At 34.0% G+C, this 15,773-nt stretch carries 16 protein-coding genes and 1 riboswitch; of the genes, 3 read left to right on the plus strand and 13 right to left on the minus strand.

Annotated features, from left to right (window positions below; all coding sequences use genetic code 11):
* Positions 1-12: 12 nt before the first annotated feature.
* From BC961_RS00625 to rplM, 11 genes are all read right to left on the minus strand, one after another.
* On the minus strand, positions 13-789 hold the full coding sequence (locus BC961_RS00625; protein ID WP_121923930.1) for a thiazole synthase: 777 nt from the start codon (positions 787-789) through the stop codon (positions 13-15).
* The gene (locus BC961_RS00630) at positions 770-1,408 is read right to left on the minus strand and encodes a thiamine phosphate synthase (RefSeq protein WP_121923931.1); all 639 of its coding nucleotides are present in this window, start codon (positions 1,406-1,408) and stop codon (positions 770-772) included. Before BC961_RS00630 ends, BC961_RS00625 begins: the two co-directional genes overlap by 20 nt.
* On the minus strand, positions 1,398-2,156 hold the full coding sequence (locus tag BC961_RS00635) for a hydroxymethylpyrimidine/phosphomethylpyrimidine kinase (protein WP_121923932.1): 759 nt from the start codon (positions 2,154-2,156) through the stop codon (positions 1,398-1,400). The genes BC961_RS00630 and BC961_RS00635 overlap by 11 nt, the downstream gene beginning before the upstream one ends.
* Positions 2,129-2,758 (minus strand): thiamine phosphate synthase, encoded by a 630-nt coding sequence (locus tag BC961_RS00640; protein WP_121923933.1) that lies wholly within the window; start codon positions 2,756-2,758, stop codon positions 2,129-2,131. Before BC961_RS00640 ends, BC961_RS00635 begins: the two co-directional genes overlap by 28 nt.
* A 17-nt stretch (positions 2,759-2,775) precedes the next feature.
* A complete protein-coding gene (gene thiC / locus BC961_RS00645) occupies positions 2,776-4,599 on the minus strand; it encodes a phosphomethylpyrimidine synthase ThiC (protein ID WP_121923934.1) in 1,824 nt (607 codons plus the stop codon).
* Positions 4,600-4,791: 192 nt separating this feature from the next.
* On the minus strand, positions 4,792-4,998 hold the full coding sequence (thiS, locus tag BC961_RS00650; protein ID WP_121923935.1) for a sulfur carrier protein ThiS: 207 nt from the start codon (positions 4,996-4,998) through the stop codon (positions 4,792-4,794).
* Between the two features lie 77 nt (positions 4,999-5,075).
* Positions 5,076-5,173, minus strand: a riboswitch (TPP riboswitch).
* 102 nt (positions 5,174-5,275) lie between these two features.
* Entirely contained in the window at positions 5,276-5,836 is a 561-nt protein-coding gene (locus BC961_RS00655; protein ID WP_121923936.1) for a DNA-3-methyladenine glycosylase I, read from the minus strand.
* Between the two features lie 113 nt (positions 5,837-5,949).
* Positions 5,950-6,774 carry a translation elongation factor Ts gene (gene tsf / locus BC961_RS00660; RefSeq protein WP_121923937.1) on the minus strand — a complete coding sequence of 275 codons (825 nt, stop codon included), beginning with the start codon at positions 6,772-6,774 and terminating at the stop codon, positions 5,950-5,952.
* A 140-nt stretch (positions 6,775-6,914) separates the two neighbouring features.
* Positions 6,915-7,730 carry a 30S ribosomal protein S2 gene (gene rpsB / locus BC961_RS00665; protein ID WP_121923938.1) on the minus strand — a complete coding sequence of 272 codons (816 nt, stop codon included), beginning with the start codon at positions 7,728-7,730 and terminating at the stop codon, positions 6,915-6,917.
* A gap of 175 nt (positions 7,731-7,905) precedes the next feature.
* Positions 7,906-8,292, minus strand: a complete 387-nt coding sequence (gene rpsI, locus BC961_RS00670; RefSeq protein ID WP_072987959.1) for a 30S ribosomal protein S9 — start codon at positions 8,290-8,292, stop codon at positions 7,906-7,908.
* Positions 8,292-8,747 (minus strand): 50S ribosomal protein L13, encoded by a 456-nt coding sequence (gene rplM, locus BC961_RS00675; protein WP_121923939.1) that lies wholly within the window; start codon positions 8,745-8,747, stop codon positions 8,292-8,294. Before rplM ends, rpsI begins: the two co-directional genes overlap by 1 nt.
* A gap of 342 nt (positions 8,748-9,089) precedes the next feature.
* On the opposite strand from rplM, the gene BC961_RS00680 reads away from it, so the two are divergent.
* Entirely contained in the window at positions 9,090-10,115 is a 1,026-nt protein-coding gene (locus tag BC961_RS00680) for a LacI family DNA-binding transcriptional regulator (RefSeq protein ID WP_121923940.1), read from the plus strand.
* Between the two features lie 149 nt (positions 10,116-10,264).
* On the opposite strand, the gene polA is transcribed toward BC961_RS00680, so the two are convergent.
* A complete protein-coding gene (gene polA, locus BC961_RS00685) occupies positions 10,265-13,108 on the minus strand; it encodes a DNA polymerase I (RefSeq protein WP_121923941.1) in 2,844 nt (947 codons plus the stop codon).
* A 335-nt stretch (positions 13,109-13,443) separates the two neighbouring features.
* Here polA and BC961_RS00695 point away from each other — a divergent pair, with 335 nt between their 5' ends.
* Entirely contained in the window at positions 13,444-14,679 is a 1,236-nt protein-coding gene (locus tag BC961_RS00695) for a metallophosphoesterase (RefSeq protein WP_121923943.1), read from the plus strand.
* 76 nt (positions 14,680-14,755) lie between these two features.
* Positions 14,756-15,052: a thioredoxin family protein gene (locus BC961_RS00700; RefSeq protein ID WP_121923944.1), complete on the plus strand. Its 297-nt coding sequence runs from the start codon at positions 14,756-14,758 to the stop codon at positions 15,050-15,052.
* 8 nt (positions 15,053-15,060) lie between these two features.
* Here the strand turns inward: BC961_RS00700 and BC961_RS00705 are convergent, their stop codons facing one another.
* Positions 15,061-15,702: a polysaccharide deacetylase family protein gene (locus tag BC961_RS00705; RefSeq protein WP_121923945.1), complete on the minus strand. Its 642-nt coding sequence runs from the start codon at positions 15,700-15,702 to the stop codon at positions 15,061-15,063.
* Positions 15,703-15,773 lie beyond the last annotated feature (71 nt).

Here is a 15,773-nt window from a genome sequence, read left to right on the forward strand (position 1 = left end):
TTTGGGAGAGGACTATTCATATAAAAAAGCAGTCAACGGACTCGAAGCGACAGCGTAATTGTATTGCTTTCCTAATTTAGCTTCAAATGCTTTTCTACCTGCGATTACAGCTAATTTAAAAGCTTCTGCCATCATTGCTGGATTGTGTGCAACTGCAATTGCAGTATTAACTAAAACGGCATCAGCACCTATTTCCATCGCTTTTGAGGCATCTGATGGAGCACCAATTCCTGCATCGACAATTACAGGAACATTGCTTTGTTCAATAATAATTTCTAAGAAGTCAATTGTCTTTAGTCCTTTATTAGTTCCTATAGGTGAACCTAATGGCATTACTGCCGCGGTTCCTACATCTTCCAGTCGCTTACATAAATTGGGATCAGCATGAATATAAGGCAAAACGATAAACCCTAATTTTGCTAATTCTTCAGTTGCTTTCAGAGTCTCAATTGCATCTGGCATTAAATACTTGGGATCTGGGTGAATTTCTAGTTTGAGCCAATTTGTTTCTAAAGCTTCTCTCGCTAATAACGCTGCAAAAACTGCTTCCTTAGCATTTCTCGCTCCTGAAGTATTGGGTAATAAATTGATTCTTGGATGCTGTAAATGTGCTAAAATAGCATCGGTATCTGTTTCTAAGTCTATTCTTTTTAATGCAACCGTAACTAATTCGCTACCTGATGCCAATATCGCTTCTTTCATTATTGCATTCGAACCAAATTTTCCTGTTCCTAAGAATAAACGTGATTCAAAGCTTTTATCTCCAATATTAAATAATGACAGTCCCATATAATTTTTCGTTTAGTTGTATAATAAGTTCGTCTTCTATACTGCTTTGTGTAATTAAGCTAGACGATGCTACTCCATAAATTCCAGTTGCTAGTAGCATTTCTATATCATTCAAATTTATCCCCCCGATAGCATAAATAGGAATTGAAGTATTATAAGTTCTCAATTCCTTCATAATGGTCTGATATCCTTCCATCCCTATAATTCGACTTAAGTTTGCCTTAGTATTTGTAAATCGCAGCGGACCTAAACCAATATAATCACAGCCATTTTTAGTTTGACTGATAACTTCTTCGAGAGTGTTTGCAGTACCACCAATAATTTTATCAGTACCTAAAATCTCCCTTGCTTTTGATATTGGCATATCGTTTAATCCTAAGTGAACGCCTTCAGCATCAATAATTTTTGCTAAGGATACATTATCATTTACTATAAAATTTGCATCATATTGATGACAAATCTTTTTTACAGATTCGGCTAGAGCAAAAGTTTCTTCAAAAGTTCCATTTTTAAAACGCATTTGGATCCAGTCGCAACCTTGGTCGAGAGCGTGTTGTATGTTGAGCAGTTGTTCCTGAACAGTGTTACCTTGCGATATGTATTGTAATTTACTGAGCATAATGGTAGCCTAATTTTGATGTGTTTGATAATAGAAATTTTTCAGTGTAGTTTTTAGCATTCACACAAGCATCAAAAAGATTTTGTTTTAATGCTAAATTTGCTACTATTGCTGCTGAAAGTACACAGCCTGATCCATGTTTTGAATGTATTTTATTTGTCTTTGGCGGCAGCTTAAAAGTCACTTCTTTTGTTGTTAAATAGTCTATTCCTATTTCGTTAGGATTGTGACCGCCTTTTAAAAGGATGGCACAATTTTTAGCTAGTCGTTCATTTATGCTTGTGTGTGGTTCATTGGGTTTTCCTAATTTTAAAATTTCGTCATAATTAGGAGTTATAATTTCTATTTTGTCTAATAAAGAAAGCAACTCAGTTTCATCCTCAATTTTTAAAAATTCAAATGTTGTAGTAGATTTTAAAACAGTGTCCCAGACAATTTTTAAATTGGGTGAAAGTTCCTTGAGTAGAAAAACTATTGCTTTTAAATATTCTAAAGATGGAACTATACCAATTTTGACTGCTTTAATTGCGTAACTATTGAACAGCATTTCGATTGATTGTAAAACAAAATATAAGTCGGTCCACTGAATGTCTTTAAAACTAGTAGCAGTCTGCATTGTGTTAGCAGTGCTAATAGCAAGTCCATACACATGATGTTGTTCGAATGTTTTTATATCAGCCAGTATTCCTGCACCTGCTGAAGGATCAAATCCTGCAATAGTTAATACGAATGGACGATTTGTTGGCATGTTTTAAAATTTTCAAGTACATTAGTGTTGTTCCAAATAGCTCCCAAAAGCGCATAATCATCAAATCCTTGGTTTACTACTTTTGCTATAGTATCAAATTGAATTCCACCTAAAGCAATCAATTTAGTATCGAAATTTGTCCTTTTTTTTATCTCTTCAAGCAAATTTGATTTTGCGCTATAATCTTCTTTCGAAATTGAAGGGAATACTGGGCTTAAAAAAGCGTATTCAAAACTTGAATCTATAGTGTTAAATTCCTCAATTGAGTGCGTGGACGTTGATACCGTAAACCCATCAGTCTTAAAGTCACTAAAAGAATATTCAAAAGATTTTTTATATCGAGAATAGAATTTAGAAATGACGTTTCTATTTTTTTCTGTGAAATGAATTCGTTTGATGTCAAATTCAAACGCTAAATGAAGATGACTATGTAATACAAGTTTGCTTCTATGCTCAGGAGCTATAGTTGATAGAAAAATCTGCATTTCTCTTTCAGAAAATGCTGGCTTTCTTACGTGCAATAATTCCATTCCTTCCTCAAAAAGTGTATGAATGGTTTCAACTTCATTTGGTAAACCTATCGGATTCGAGATAATAATCATAAGATAAATTGTTTTTATTAACTGTAAATCTCTCTGCCTTGTTCAATAAATTCCTCTGATTTTTCTTTCATTCCTTTTTCGGCTTCAGCAACATCTCTAATTTCTTGTGAGATTTTCATAGAACAGAATTTAGGTCCACACATTGAGCAAAAATGTGCGACTTTAGCACCATCAGCTGGTAGAGTTTCGTCGTGAAACTCTCTTGCTGTATCTGGATCTAATGACAAGTTGAATTGATCTTCCCATCTAAATTCAAAACGTGCTTTACTTAAAGCATTGTCTCGATATTGTGCACCGGGATGTCCTTTTGCTAAATCGGCAGCATGAGCTGAAATTTTGTAGGTTATCACGCCGTCCTTAACGTCTTTTTTGTTGGGCAATCCAAGGTGTTCTTTTGGAGTTACATAACATAACATCGCACATCCGTACCAGCCAATCATCGCTGCTCCAATCGCGGAAGTAATATGATCATAACCTGGAGCTATGTCTGTAGTTAATGGACCGAGCGTGTAAAATGGAGCTTCATCACAATGCTCTAATTGTTTGTCCATATTTTCCTTGATCATGTGCATCGGTACGTGACCTGGACCTTCAATAAACACTTGAACGTCGTGCTTCCACGCAACTTTTGTCAATTGGCCTAATGTTTCTAACTCAGCAAACTGAGCGGCATCGTTTGCATCAGCGATTGATCCTGGACGTAAGCCATCTCCTAATGAGAAAGCCACATCGTATTGTTTCATTATTTCGCAAATGTCTTCAAAGTGTGTGTATAAGAAATTTTCCTTATGGTGAAACAAACACCATTTTGCCATTATAGATCCACCTCGAGAAACAATTCCAGTAACACGATTTGCGGTTAAATGAATGTAACGCAGTAAAACTCCGGCATGAATTGTAAAATAGGAAACTCCTTGTTCCGCTTGTTCAATCAATGTATCACGGAATACTTCCCAGGTTAAATCTTCGGCTACTCCATTTACTTTTTCTAGTGCTTGATAGATAGGAACGGTTCCAATAGGCACGGGAGAATTACGAATTATCCACTCTCTCGTTTCATGAATATTTTTACCAGTAGACAAATCCATAATGGTGTCAGCGCCCCAACGGCAAGCCCAAACGGCTTTTTCTACTTCTTCTTCAATGCTAGAAGTAACTGCGCTGTTTCCAATATTTGCGTTTATTTTGACCAAGAAATTACGTCCTACAATCATAGGTTCGCTTTCAGGGTGGTTGATATTGTTTGGTATAATAGCTCTCCCTCGTGCTACTTCACTACGAACAAATTCAGGAGTAATTTTTGATTTTGGTGTGTTTGCTCCAAAGCTGTAGCCCTCATGTTGGCACTGCATTGCTTTAGTTTGAGTCTCTATTTGTTCAATGCGTTGATTTTCACGAATGGCAATATATTCCATTTCTGGAGTAATAATTCCTTGCTTGGCATAGTATAATTGTGAGACGTTTGCACCTTTTCTAGCACGCATTGGTTTATGTAAATACTCAAAACGCAAGTGATCTAATTTTTCGTCTTCCAAACGTTTTTTACCATATTCAGAGGAAATTTGGGATAGTTCTTCAACATCATTGCGATCTAAAATCCATTGTTCCCGTATTCTAGGTAATCCTTTTCGAATATCAATTTCAATGTTAGGATCAGTGTAAGGGCCAGAAGTGTCGTAAACAGTCAACGCGGGATTTTTCTCAACGCCACCTTTAGATAGTTTAGTGTCAGCTAAATGTATCTCACGCATTGCTACTTTAATGGGATGAATGTTGCCATCAATGTATATTTTTGTAGAATTAGGAAAAGGTGTTCGAGAGATTTGTTCTTCTTTATTCATGTTTTTTAATCTATAGTTAGAATATTGTGTTGTATGTCGTTGTTGTGCTAGGGATAGGAATAGAAAGCTCGCAAAGTGTAAAACGTAGAAAAACAAGGAATAAAAAAGCGACCACAGGAAGCTATTTTTATGATTTTGTTTTTAAGTTTTTAACTGCGAACTTGAAATGGATAGCCCGCTCGAGCAGCCAAATTAGCCTCCTTGAGTAGCTGAAATTATTAAAATAGTATCGGAATCCGTGAGTAGATGTGAATTCCAATTCGATTTTGGAATCACTGTATTATTAATTGCAACGGCAATACCGTTTTGTTTTTGTGGAATTTCAATATCGAGCATGTCTTGGATGTGAAGTACATCTGCTTGAAATTGTTTAATTTGATTGTTGATTTTTAGTTCCATTCCTTTTAAATTTAGTCCCGAAATTTCGGTATAATTAAACTTTAGGAATGGCTACAAGTACACACAGAAGTGCGTGATGAAGTCATCTTACTTTTCCCTACGCTAGTATGAACTAGATCAGGTTCAGAGGGTAAAATCTCAGCCTACAATTTTGTAGACACCCCTAAAGTGAGCGACAAATGTAACAATTTATTTTAGTTAATTGCAAGTCAAGAGCAATATTTGGCATTTAGAGGTGAAGAGATTGAGAAATTTTGGATGATTTTAATTTGGGTTATTAATCCTTAATCCAGCAATTCTCTAAGTGATCATTGACTATTCCGGTGGCTTGTAAAAACGCATAAACTACTGTTGAACCAACAAATTTAAATCCTCTTTTTTTTAAATCTTTGCTAATTTTATCGGAAAGTGGAGTAGTGGAAGGAACATCAATTAAGGATTTTGGTCGATTAATCACAGATTTATTTGATGTAAAATACCAAATGTAATTCGAAAAGCTTCCAAATTCCTCCTGTACTTTGATAAAAGAATGTGCATTCGAAATTGCTGAACGAATCTTTAATTTATTTCTAATAATACCTGTGTCTTGTAATAACTCCTGAAACTTATCTTCGTTATAAATAGCTATTTTTTTGTAGTTAAAGTGGTCGAAAGCTAATCTGAAATTTTCTCTTTTTTTTAAAATAGTGTGCCAGTTCAAGCCAGCTTGAAAAGTTTCAAGAATTATGAATTCAAAGAAAGTAGCATCATCGTGAACTGGTTTTCCCCATTCTTGATCGTGATATTTTCGATATAAATCATCTTTTTCGCACCAGGCGCAACGCACTTTGTCTTCCATTTCTTAGTCTATAATTCAAATGTAAATGAAAAAACTCCATTTCAAATGAATTTGAAATGGAGTTTTTATATAAATATGAAATCAGATAGAATATATCTGAAAACAATTATGATTTATCCTAGAGCAGCTCTTTTGAAACCAGTAACAGTAAGATTACTGTCAACAGATTTAACATAAGCAGCAACGTTCATAGAACTATCTTTAATATAATCTTGATTTACTAAAGTGTTGTCTTTGTAAAAACGTTGAATTTTTCCTTTAGAAATGTTTTCCAACATTGCTTCTGGTTTTCCTTCTTGACGCAACAAATCTTTAGCAATTTCGATTTCTTTTTCGATAACAGCAGCATCAACTCCAGCTTCGTTCAAAGCGATTGGGTTCATAGCAGCAGCTTGCATAGCAACGTTTCTTGCAGCTTCTTCAGCACCTTCTACGTTAGCAGAAAGAGCAACTAAAGTAGCAATTTTGTTACCTGAGTGAATGTAAGATCCAACGAAAGCACCTTCTAATTTCTCAAAAGTTCTGATTTCTAATTTTTCTCCAATAACTCCTGTTTGCTCAATTAATTTTTCAGCAACAGTGATTCCGTTGAAATCAGATGCTAAAAATGCTTCAATTGTATCGTAGTTCATTGCTTGATTAGCCATTTCAGTAGCCATCTTTACAAAGCTTTCGTTCATCCCTACGAAGTCAGTTTCACAGTTTAGTGTGATAACAACTCCAGCAGTTTTGTCAGCATTAACAACAGCAATTGCAGCACCTTCTGTAGATTCTCTATCAGAACGGTTAGCAGCTACTTTTTGTCCTTTTTTACGTAGGTTTTCGATTGCTAAATCAAAATCTCCGTCAGATTCAACTAAAGCTTTTTTGCAGTCCATCATTCCTGCGCCTGTAGCTGTTCTTAATTTATTTACGTCTGCAGCAGTAATTGTTGCCATGTTTTTTATATTTTAAATTAAAAAATAGTTTTAATAAAAAATTCCAAACCCAAAATTCCAATTTCCAATTAATAAATTAAATCATTGCTGAGTCTAATTTTTGGAATTTGGAATTTTAGAATTTGGAAATTCTTTTTGTTTTATTCTTCAGTTGCAGTTGGAGCAGCAGCTTCAACAGCAGGAGTAGCTTCAGCAACTGTAGCAGCCTCTACCGTTTCAGCGGCAGGAGCAGCAACTTCTGGAGTAGCTTCACCTTCTTTATCAGAACCTCTATCAGAAAGTCCTTCAGTGATAGCAGCTGTAACTAAAGTTAAAATTTTGTCAATTGATTTAGAAGCATCATCATTTGCAGGAATCACATACTCTACTTCACGTGGATCAGAGTTAGTATCAACCATTGCAAAAACTGGAATGTTTAATTTTTGAGCTTCTTTTATTGCGATATGTTCCGCTTTAATATCAACTACGAACAAAGCAGCTGGTAGTCTAGACATGTCAGCGATTGAACCTAAGTTTTTCTCTAATTTAGCACGAAGACGATCAACTTGTAAACGCTCTTTCTTAGAAAGTGTCATGAACGTACCATCTTTCTTCATTTTATCAATAGTAGCCATTTTTTTAACAGCTTTACGGATAGTTACGAAGTTAGTTAGCATTCCACCAGGCCATCTTTCAGTGATGTAAGGCATGTTTGCAGCTTTTGCTTTTTCAGCAACGATGTCTTTTGCTTGTTTTTTGGTAGCAACAAATAATATTTTTCTACCTGATGCAGCGATTTTTTTCAAAGCTTCATTAGCTTCTTCAATTTTAGCTGCAGTTTTATATAGATTGATAATGTGAATACCATTACGTTCCATATAGATGTAAGGAGCCATGTTTGGATCCCATTTTCTAGTCATGTGTCCAAAGTGAACACCTGCTTCTAGTAAGTCTTTAACTTCTATTTTGTTTGCCATTTTTGTTCTAGTTTACGTTCTGTTGATTAGCAATGTGTAAATGGCGGTTTCCCGGCTTTATACATTTAGATGCTAAACTATTTCCTACCTCGATAGGAGAGCAACAACAACTGTGTTTTTTAATTTCAATAAATAATTGATGATGTCTTGTCCTATTTGAACAACACGGGTAATATTAACGTTTAGAGAATTGGAATCTCTTACGAGCTTTCTTCTGACCGAATTTCTTACGTTCAACCATTCTTGGATCTCTTGTTAATAAACCTTGTGGTTTCAATACAGCTCTGTTTTCAGCGTTCACTTCACACATAACACGTGCTAATGCCATTCTTACAGCTTCTGCTTGACCAGTTGAACCACCTCCGTAAACGTTTACTTTAACGTCAAAGTTAGTTACATTTTCTGTCATAGACATTGGTTGTAATACTTTGTACTGTAAAGTTGCAGTTGGGAAATAAGTTTCGAATGCTTTTTTATTTACAGTGATTACTCCTGTTCCTTCCGAAACATAAACACGTGCAACAGCGGTTTTTCTTCTACCGATTTTGTGAATAACTCCCATTACTTAAGATCGTTAAGGTTAACTGTTCTCGGTTTTTGTGCACCTTGTTTGTGCTCAGAACCTACAACAACATTTAAATTTCTGAAAAGTTCAGCTCCTAATTTGTTTTTAGGTAACATTCCTTTTACCGCTCTTTCTACTAGTAATGCAGGGTTTTTTGATTGCAATACTTTAGCAGTTAAAGTTCTTTGTCCTCCTGGATAACCTGTGTGACGAATGTAAGTCTTCTCGTCCATTTTGTTTCCTGTAAGGTTGATTTTTTCTGAGTTGATAACAATTACGTTATCTCCACAGTCAACATGTGGTGTATAACTTGCTTTGTATTTACCTCTAAGGATCATTGCGATCTTTGAAGCCATACGTCCTAAGTTATGCCCATCAGCATCAACAACGATCCACTCTTTTGTAACAGTGGCTTTGCTTGCTGATTGTGTCTTGTAGCTTAATGCGTCCATAATATTATTTTAATTAAACATTCCATCCCCATAAAGGGGTTGCAAAAGTACAATTAATTATTTTAAATGCAAATAGCTTAAAAGATTATTTTTAACTTGTTTTAGTGCTGATTATCAAATGTATATTTAAATTTTGTTTCTGTAATCAAAATTATGATTTTCATTTCTGTTCAGTGGTGCTCGCAATTAATCTTTGTTTTTTTTGTTTTCTTGAATTTTTCACAATTTTATGTGACAAATTCGATATTTTAAAAGCTATTTTTGTCAGTAATGGCACTATTATTCTAATTATCTCTATCTTGTGCCGCCTTACAACATATCAATTATAATAAATTTTTCTTTATGAAAGCCAAAGCTACATTAAAACAGATTGCAAAAGAACTTAACGTGTCTGTTTCTACAGTCTCAAAAGCGCTTAATGACAGTCCAGAAATTAGTGAGTCGACCAAAGTGAAAATCAAGGAATACGCGAAGCTTAAAAACTACAAGCCAAACGTAATTGGTCTTAATCTTAAAAATAGAAAAACTAAAACAATTGGTGTAATTATTCCTAACATTTTAAATTCATTTTTTGCTAAAGTTTTTAGTGGCATTGAAAAGGTAGCTGATGAAAAGGGATACAATGTAATTATGTGTATTTCGAATGAATCTCTAAAGAAAGAAACTCATACACTAGAAATGCTGAGCAATGGAACAATTGATGGATTTATAGTATCGGTTTCTGAAGAAGCACAAAAGAAGCATGAATACGAACATTTTTCAACTATCATAAATGACGGTACTCCCATAGTAATGTTTGATAGAATTGCTGAAGGTGTTGATTGTGACAAAGTAATTGTGGATGATTTTGACTCCGCTTTAAATTCGACGCAACATTTAATAAATCTTGGTTGTAAAAATATTGCCTTATTGTCTTCTATTGACAATTTGAGTGTTGGTAAATTAAGAGCTGCAGGATATTTGAAAGCTCTGGAAATTAATAATATCGCAGTTAATACTGATATTATTCTTCTAACTGATTCTGAAGAAGATTTAAATGACAAAATTGAAGTTATTTTGGATAAAAATACTGTTGATGGAATTTTTGCTTTAGAAGAAACTGATTCTGTGGCTGCATTGAAAATCGGTTTAAAGAAAGGATATAAAATCCCAGAAGACTTATCAGTAATAGGTTTTGCTGATGGTATATTAGCTTCAAGAAGGCTTTCGCCAAGATTAACCACGGTAAGCCAACACGGAATAGAAATAGGCGAAGTCGCAGCCAAATTGCTAATTGAAAGATTAGAATCAAAAGAGGAACATCTTCCTTATGAAACGAAGGTCATCAAAACTAAATTGAAAGAAAGAGAATCTACAAGAAAATTATAAAAAGCAAAAATCCATTCGCCGCGGCGAATGGATTTTTTTTGAATTATGGTTATTGCGAGGAACGTAGCAATCACACTAACAATGATTGAGAATGCGTCATTCATAGTAATGACTTTCTGAACACTATCTACTGAAGACTGACCACGGTTTTAATGCGCTTCCAGCCAGTTTTTTCCCATACCAATTTCGACGTCTAAAGGAACATCTAGTTTAAATGCATTTTCCATTTCGAATTTGATCATCGGTTGAATTTTTTCTAATTCAGAGTTGTGAACGTCAAACACCAATTCATCATGTACTTGTAAAAGCATTTTTGATTTCCAATTCTCTTCACTTAACTTTTTGTGAATATTAATCATTGCAATTTTGATAATATCAGCGGCACTTCCTTGAATAGGTGCATTTACAGCATTTCGTTCAGCGCCACTTTTCACCATCATATTAGCTGAATTGATGTCTTTTAAATAACGACGCCTTCCTAAAACTGTTTGCACATAACCATTCTCTCTGGCAAAATCAACTTGTTCTGCCATGTACGATTTTAACTTTGGATAAGTTGCATAATAAGCTTCGATCAAATCAGCACTTTCCTTTCGCGAAAGCGAAGTTTGATTAGAAAGCCCAAAAGCAGAAACACCATATATAATACCGAAGTTTACTGTTTTAGCATTACTTCTTTGCTCTTTACTAACTTCTTCTAGTGGAACATTAAAAACTTTTGCAGCCGTACTTTTATGAATGTCTTCATTATTTTTAAAGGCTAGAATCATATTTTCTTCTCCGGACAAAGCCGCAATGATGCGCAATTCAATTTGAGAATAATCGGCTGAAAGTATAGTGTAGTTTTTGTCTCTTGCAATAAAGGCTTTTCTGATTAAACGTCCTTTTTCTGTTCGAATAGGAATATTTTGTAAGTTAGGATTAGTAGAGCTTAAACGACCTGTAGCCGCAACTGTTTGCATGTAATCTGTGTGCACGCGACCCGTTATTTCATCGACTTGATTAGGTAAAGCGTCAATATACGTACTTTGCAGTTTTACCATTTGGCGCCATTCTAGAATATCACGAACGATTTCATTATCGTTTGCTAGAAAACTTAACACTTCTTCGCCAGTCGCATATTGACCCGTTTTGGTTTTCTTTTGCTTTGTTCCACCAATCTTCATTTTGTCAAAAAGAACATCGCCTAATTGTTTTGGCGAAGCCAAGTTGAATGTTTCGCCAGCAGTTTCATATATTTTTTGTTCAAGTGCGTTACTTTCTTTAGCCATCTCATCAGACATTGCTGCTAGAAATGGAACATCAAGATTAATTCCCTCTAATTCCATTGCTGCCAAAACGGGAATCAGCGGAATTTCGATTTCGTCAAATAGCTTTTTGGTTTCGGCTTTATCTAAAATTGGACTAAAAACAGTTGAAAGTTGCAAAGTTACATCAGCATCTTCAGCAGCGTATTCTTTTACTTCCTCCAATGCTACTTCTCGCATCGATTTTTGATTTTTCCCTTTTTTTCCAATTAAATCTTCGATTGATTTTGGTGCATATTTTAAATAAGTTTCACTTAAAATATCCATATTATGTCGCATATCGGGATTGATTAAGTAATGCGCAATCATTGTATCAAATAATTTTCCTTTAATTTGAATGCCATATTTTGTTAGCACTTTCAAATCATATTTTATATTCTGCCCTATTTTTTCAATACTTTCATTTTCAAAAAACGGTTTGAATTTATCTGCTAAAACTTGAGCTTCTTCTTGATTTTCTGGAAAAGGAATGTAAAATGCTTTTCCTTTCTCCCAAGAGAATGAAATTCCAACTAATTCAGCATGCAACGCGTTTAAACCAGTAGTTTCTGTATCAAAACAAACTGATGTTTGATTTTGTAAATTCTTGAGTAATAATTTAATTCCTAAATCTCCTTGAATTATTTGGTAAGAATGCGTTGTATTTTCTAAAGTGTCATAAAATGAAGTTCTCGTTTCTGTAGTATTTTCATCGTCTGTAGCTGTTGCAAACATGTCAAATTGCTCTACATTTTTTACTGGATTTTTTTTATACAATCTAGGATCAGTGGTGTCATCACTTTTTACTACTTCTGTAACGGGAGCATTAAAAATTTTGTCGAACTGCGCTTGCATTTGTCTAAATTCTAATTCGTTGAATAACGCGTCAGTCTTTTCGATATCAGGAGTTGATAATTCGTAATCATTTTCATTAAAAACAACAGGACAGTCAATAATGATCGTCGCTAAAGTTTTTGATAATATTCCTTTTTCTTTATTCGCTTCAATATTCTCTTTCATTTTTCCTTTTAGCTTATCTGTATTTGCTAAAAGATTTTCCATGGTGTCAAATTCTTTCAAGAATTTTTTAGCGGTGACTTCGCCCACACCTGGAAGGCCTGGAATGTTATCTGCTGCGTCGCCCATCATTCCAAGGAAATCAATTACCTGATCTGGTCTTTCAATTTCAAATTTTGCTAAAACTTCAGGAACACCCCATATTTCTATTCCGTTACCCATTCGAGCCGGTTTGTACATGAATATATTTTCAGATACTAATTGAGCAAAATCTTTATCAGGCGTTACCATAAAGACTTTATAATTTTCCTTTTCAGCTTGTTTTGCTATAGTTCCTATTAAATCATCTGCTTCAAATCCAGCAACTTCAATGATAGGAATATGCATTGCCTTCAATAAATCCTGTATGTATGGAATGGCAATTTTTATTGCTTCGGGAGTAGCGTCTCGATGCGCTTTGTACTCAGGGAATATTTCATTTCTAAGTTGGCTTCCTCCTTTATCAAACGCAACTGCTAAATGGTCTGGCTTTTCTCTTTTAATAACGTCCATTAATGAATTCATAAATCCCATAATGGCCGAGGTGTCCATTCCTTTAGAATTAATACGTGGATTTTTTATAAAAGCATAATATCCTCTAAAAATTAAGGCGTAAGCATCAAGTAAGAATAAGCGTTTTTGCTGTGACATGAGTATTATTTTGTATGAATTTCAAAAGTACAAAATTGCTGAGATAAAGAATAGGGCGGTTGCTTTATTTATGAAAAATCCTTTAGTGCAAATTTGTTTTATTCTAAATTATAGCTTTCAACAAAATAACGTGATCGTAGTTTTACTTTTAAAAGTTTGTTTAACCTTCAACTCTTAGTTGTTTTGATATTTTGCTCTCTAAATGGCTTTAAGCCAAAGATTTTGATTTCAAACTGTAGGAAGGTTTATATAAAAGGTTACCATTAGTTAAATTTAGATTAATAAAAAGGGATAGTATTTTCTTAATTTGTTATTTTGTCGAAAATTTATTTACAATGATCTTTCGCTTTATATTTCTTTTTTTAATTCTTTTCATTGTTGAGCTTTATGCTTTTCAGGTTTTAAAGACGCTTATAAAATCCAGACCTGTACTTTTTATAATTGAAGGTCTTAGTTTGCTGTTTTTGGTTTATATCGCTTATTCATTAATGCAATTTGATAGAAGCGTTGGTCAAACTCATAAAACAATGTTTACTATGGCGTTGTTATTAATCGTTTATGTTCCAAAATTAATTTTAACCTTAGTTTTAATAGGAGAAGATATATTTAGATTAGGTGCTGGAGCCGTCAACTATTTTGCTAATTATGATAAAGGCGCTGAATTTTTAAACTCAAGAAGAAAGTTTGTTAGTCAAGTAGGTTTAGGAATAGCTGCAGTTCCTTTTTTATCTTTGATATATGGAATAACTGTTGGTAAATACAACTACAAAGTAATTAAGCAGCGCATTTTCTTTCCAGATTTACCTGCGGGTTTTGATGGTTTTACAATTACTCATATTTCAGATGTTCATAGTGGAAGTTTTGACAATGCCGAAAAAATTAATTATGCAATTGATTTAGTAAACGAACAAAATTCTGACATGATTTTGTTTACAGGAGATATTGTTAATACGCACGCTAACGAAATGCATCCCTGGATTGAGACATTTAACAAAATTAAAAAACATGAATATGGTAAGTATTCCGTCTTAGGAAACCATGATTACGGTGAATATGTTACTTGGCCATCAGAGAAAGATAAGGACAATAATTTTAATGCTATTAAAAGTTTGTATGGAGAAATAGGTTTTAATTTATTGCTTAACGAACATACTTTTATTCAGAAGGGCGATGATAAAATTGCCTTAGTAGGAGTAGAGAACTGGGGACATAATTTCAAACAAGCTGGTGATTTAAATAAGGCTGCAGGCCAATTAAAAAAAGAGGATTTCAAAGTATTGATGAGTCACGACCCGTCTCACTGGGAGCACGTTGTACAAAACGATGAAAAGCATTATCAATTAACGCTATCTGGACATACGCACGGAATGCAATTTGGGATTGAAATCCCAGGATATTTTAAATGGAGTTTAGCACAATACGTGTACAAGCAGTGGGCTGGACTTTATGAGAATATGGGAAGATATGTATATGTAAACAGAGGTTTTGGTTTTCATGCTTATCCAGGGAGAGTTGGTATTATGCCAGAAATCACAGTAATCGAACTAAAAAAGGGTGATAAAGTAGCTTAATAAGTTAAAAATGCTACATTTGTAAAATAAATAGCTCTGTTTAGTGTATTTTTTTAAAAATTAAATTCTTAGTTTTATGTCAAAATTTGGAGAACTTATAAATACTCAATTACCAGTGTTAATTGACTTTTACACAGAGTGGAACGAACCCTCAGTTTCTATGCATCCTGTCATTAGAGATGTAGCAGCTGCTCTTGGAGATAAAGCTAAAGTTATAAAAATTGATGTTGATAAAAATCAAGAATTAGCAGAGGCTCTGCGAATCAAAGGTTTGCCAACCTTAATGATTTATAAAGCAGGAGAGATGATTTGGAGACAATCAGGTGAATTAGATGCTAATACATTGATTGGAATTGTTCAAGAACAATTATAAATTTTATTTTATAAAACTTCGCAAGTAAAATCATTTGCTTTTAAATATTCTAGTGTTTTTGGTAATGCATATTCAAGATTTTTAAATCCTTTGATGCTGTCGTGAAAAACAACAATACTTCCAGGTTTAATGTTAGATAGTACATTATCTAGACATTTTTCGTTCGTTATTTCAGTGTCAAAGTCGGCACTAAGAACATCCCACATTACTATTTCGTATCCTAAACTTCGCAATGCTCTTGATTGCGATAATTTTATTTTTCCGTAAGGAGGGCGAAATAGCTTTTTAAGCAATGAAATGCTGTCTTTTGGATAAATTTCATCTTCACATCTTTTTATATTCTCTAAATACGTTTTCGTTGGAGTGTTCCATCCATTCAAATGATTGTAAGTGTGATTTCCCACTGAATGTCCTGCTTTCTTGATTTTTTGAAATAATTCTGGATGCTTTTGAATATTATCACCTATGCAGAAAAATGTCGCCTTTGCATTATATTTTAGTAATTCTTCTAAAACCCAAGATGTTGCTTCTGGAATAGGTCCGTCGTCAAAAGTCAGGTATACTTTTTTTTCATTATTGGAAACATCCCATTTATAATTGCGGAATAATTTTTTAATGAGCCAATTTGTTTTTACCCAGTAGAGCTTCATAATCAGGAAATTGAAGAGGAATTTTACTATAAATTAAAATGAGTTAAGCGAAAAATTTATTTTGCAATAAA

The sequence above is a fragment of the Flavobacterium weaverense genome, assembly GCF_003688495.1.
Lineage (GTDB): Bacteria > Bacteroidota > Bacteroidia > Flavobacteriales > Flavobacteriaceae > Flavobacterium > Flavobacterium weaverense.

What these genes read in the sequence shown, in the direction of transcription:
- BC961_RS00625 (WP_121923930.1), bottom strand. Translation starts at nt 789, where the DNA reads ATGGGACTGTCATTATTTAATATTGGAGATAAAAGCTTTGAATCACGT.
- BC961_RS00630 (WP_121923931.1), bottom strand. Translation starts at nt 1,408, where the DNA reads ATGCTCAGTAAATTACAATACATATCGCAAGGTAACACTGTTCAGGAA.
- BC961_RS00635 (WP_121923932.1), bottom strand. Translation starts at nt 2,156, where the DNA reads ATGCCAACAAATCGTCCATTCGTATTAACTATTGCAGGATTTGATCCT.
- BC961_RS00640 (WP_121923933.1), bottom strand. Translation starts at nt 2,758, where the DNA reads ATGATTATTATCTCGAATCCGATAGGTTTACCAAATGAAGTTGAAACC.
- thiC (WP_121923934.1), bottom strand. Translation starts at nt 4,599, where the DNA reads ATGAATAAAGAAGAACAAATCTCTCGAACACCTTTTCCTAATTCTACA.
- thiS (WP_121923935.1), bottom strand. Translation starts at nt 4,998, where the DNA reads ATGGAACTAAAAATCAACAATCAAATTAAACAATTTCAAGCAGATGTA.
- BC961_RS00655 (WP_121923936.1), bottom strand. Translation starts at nt 5,836, where the DNA reads ATGGAAGACAAAGTGCGTTGCGCCTGGTGCGAAAAAGATGATTTATAT.
- tsf (WP_121923937.1), bottom strand. Translation starts at nt 6,774, where the DNA reads ATGGCAACAATTACTGCTGCAGACGTAAATAAATTAAGAACAGCTACA.
- rpsB (WP_121923938.1), bottom strand. Translation starts at nt 7,730, where the DNA reads ATGGCAAACAAAATAGAAGTTAAAGACTTACTAGAAGCAGGTGTTCAC.
- rpsI (WP_072987959.1), bottom strand. Translation starts at nt 8,292, where the DNA reads ATGGGAGTTATTCACAAAATCGGTAGAAGAAAAACCGCTGTTGCACGT.
- rplM (WP_121923939.1), bottom strand. Translation starts at nt 8,747, where the DNA reads ATGGACGCATTAAGCTACAAGACACAATCAGCAAGCAAAGCCACTGTT.
- BC961_RS00680 (WP_121923940.1), top strand. Translation starts at nt 9,090, where the DNA reads ATGAAAGCCAAAGCTACATTAAAACAGATTGCAAAAGAACTTAACGTG.
- polA (WP_121923941.1), bottom strand. Translation starts at nt 13,108, where the DNA reads ATGTCACAGCAAAAACGCTTATTCTTACTTGATGCTTACGCCTTAATT.
- BC961_RS00695 (WP_121923943.1), top strand. Translation starts at nt 13,444, where the DNA reads ATGATCTTTCGCTTTATATTTCTTTTTTTAATTCTTTTCATTGTTGAG.
- BC961_RS00700 (WP_121923944.1), top strand. Translation starts at nt 14,756, where the DNA reads ATGTCAAAATTTGGAGAACTTATAAATACTCAATTACCAGTGTTAATT.
- BC961_RS00705 (WP_121923945.1), bottom strand. Translation starts at nt 15,702, where the DNA reads ATGAAGCTCTACTGGGTAAAAACAAATTGGCTCATTAAAAAATTATTC.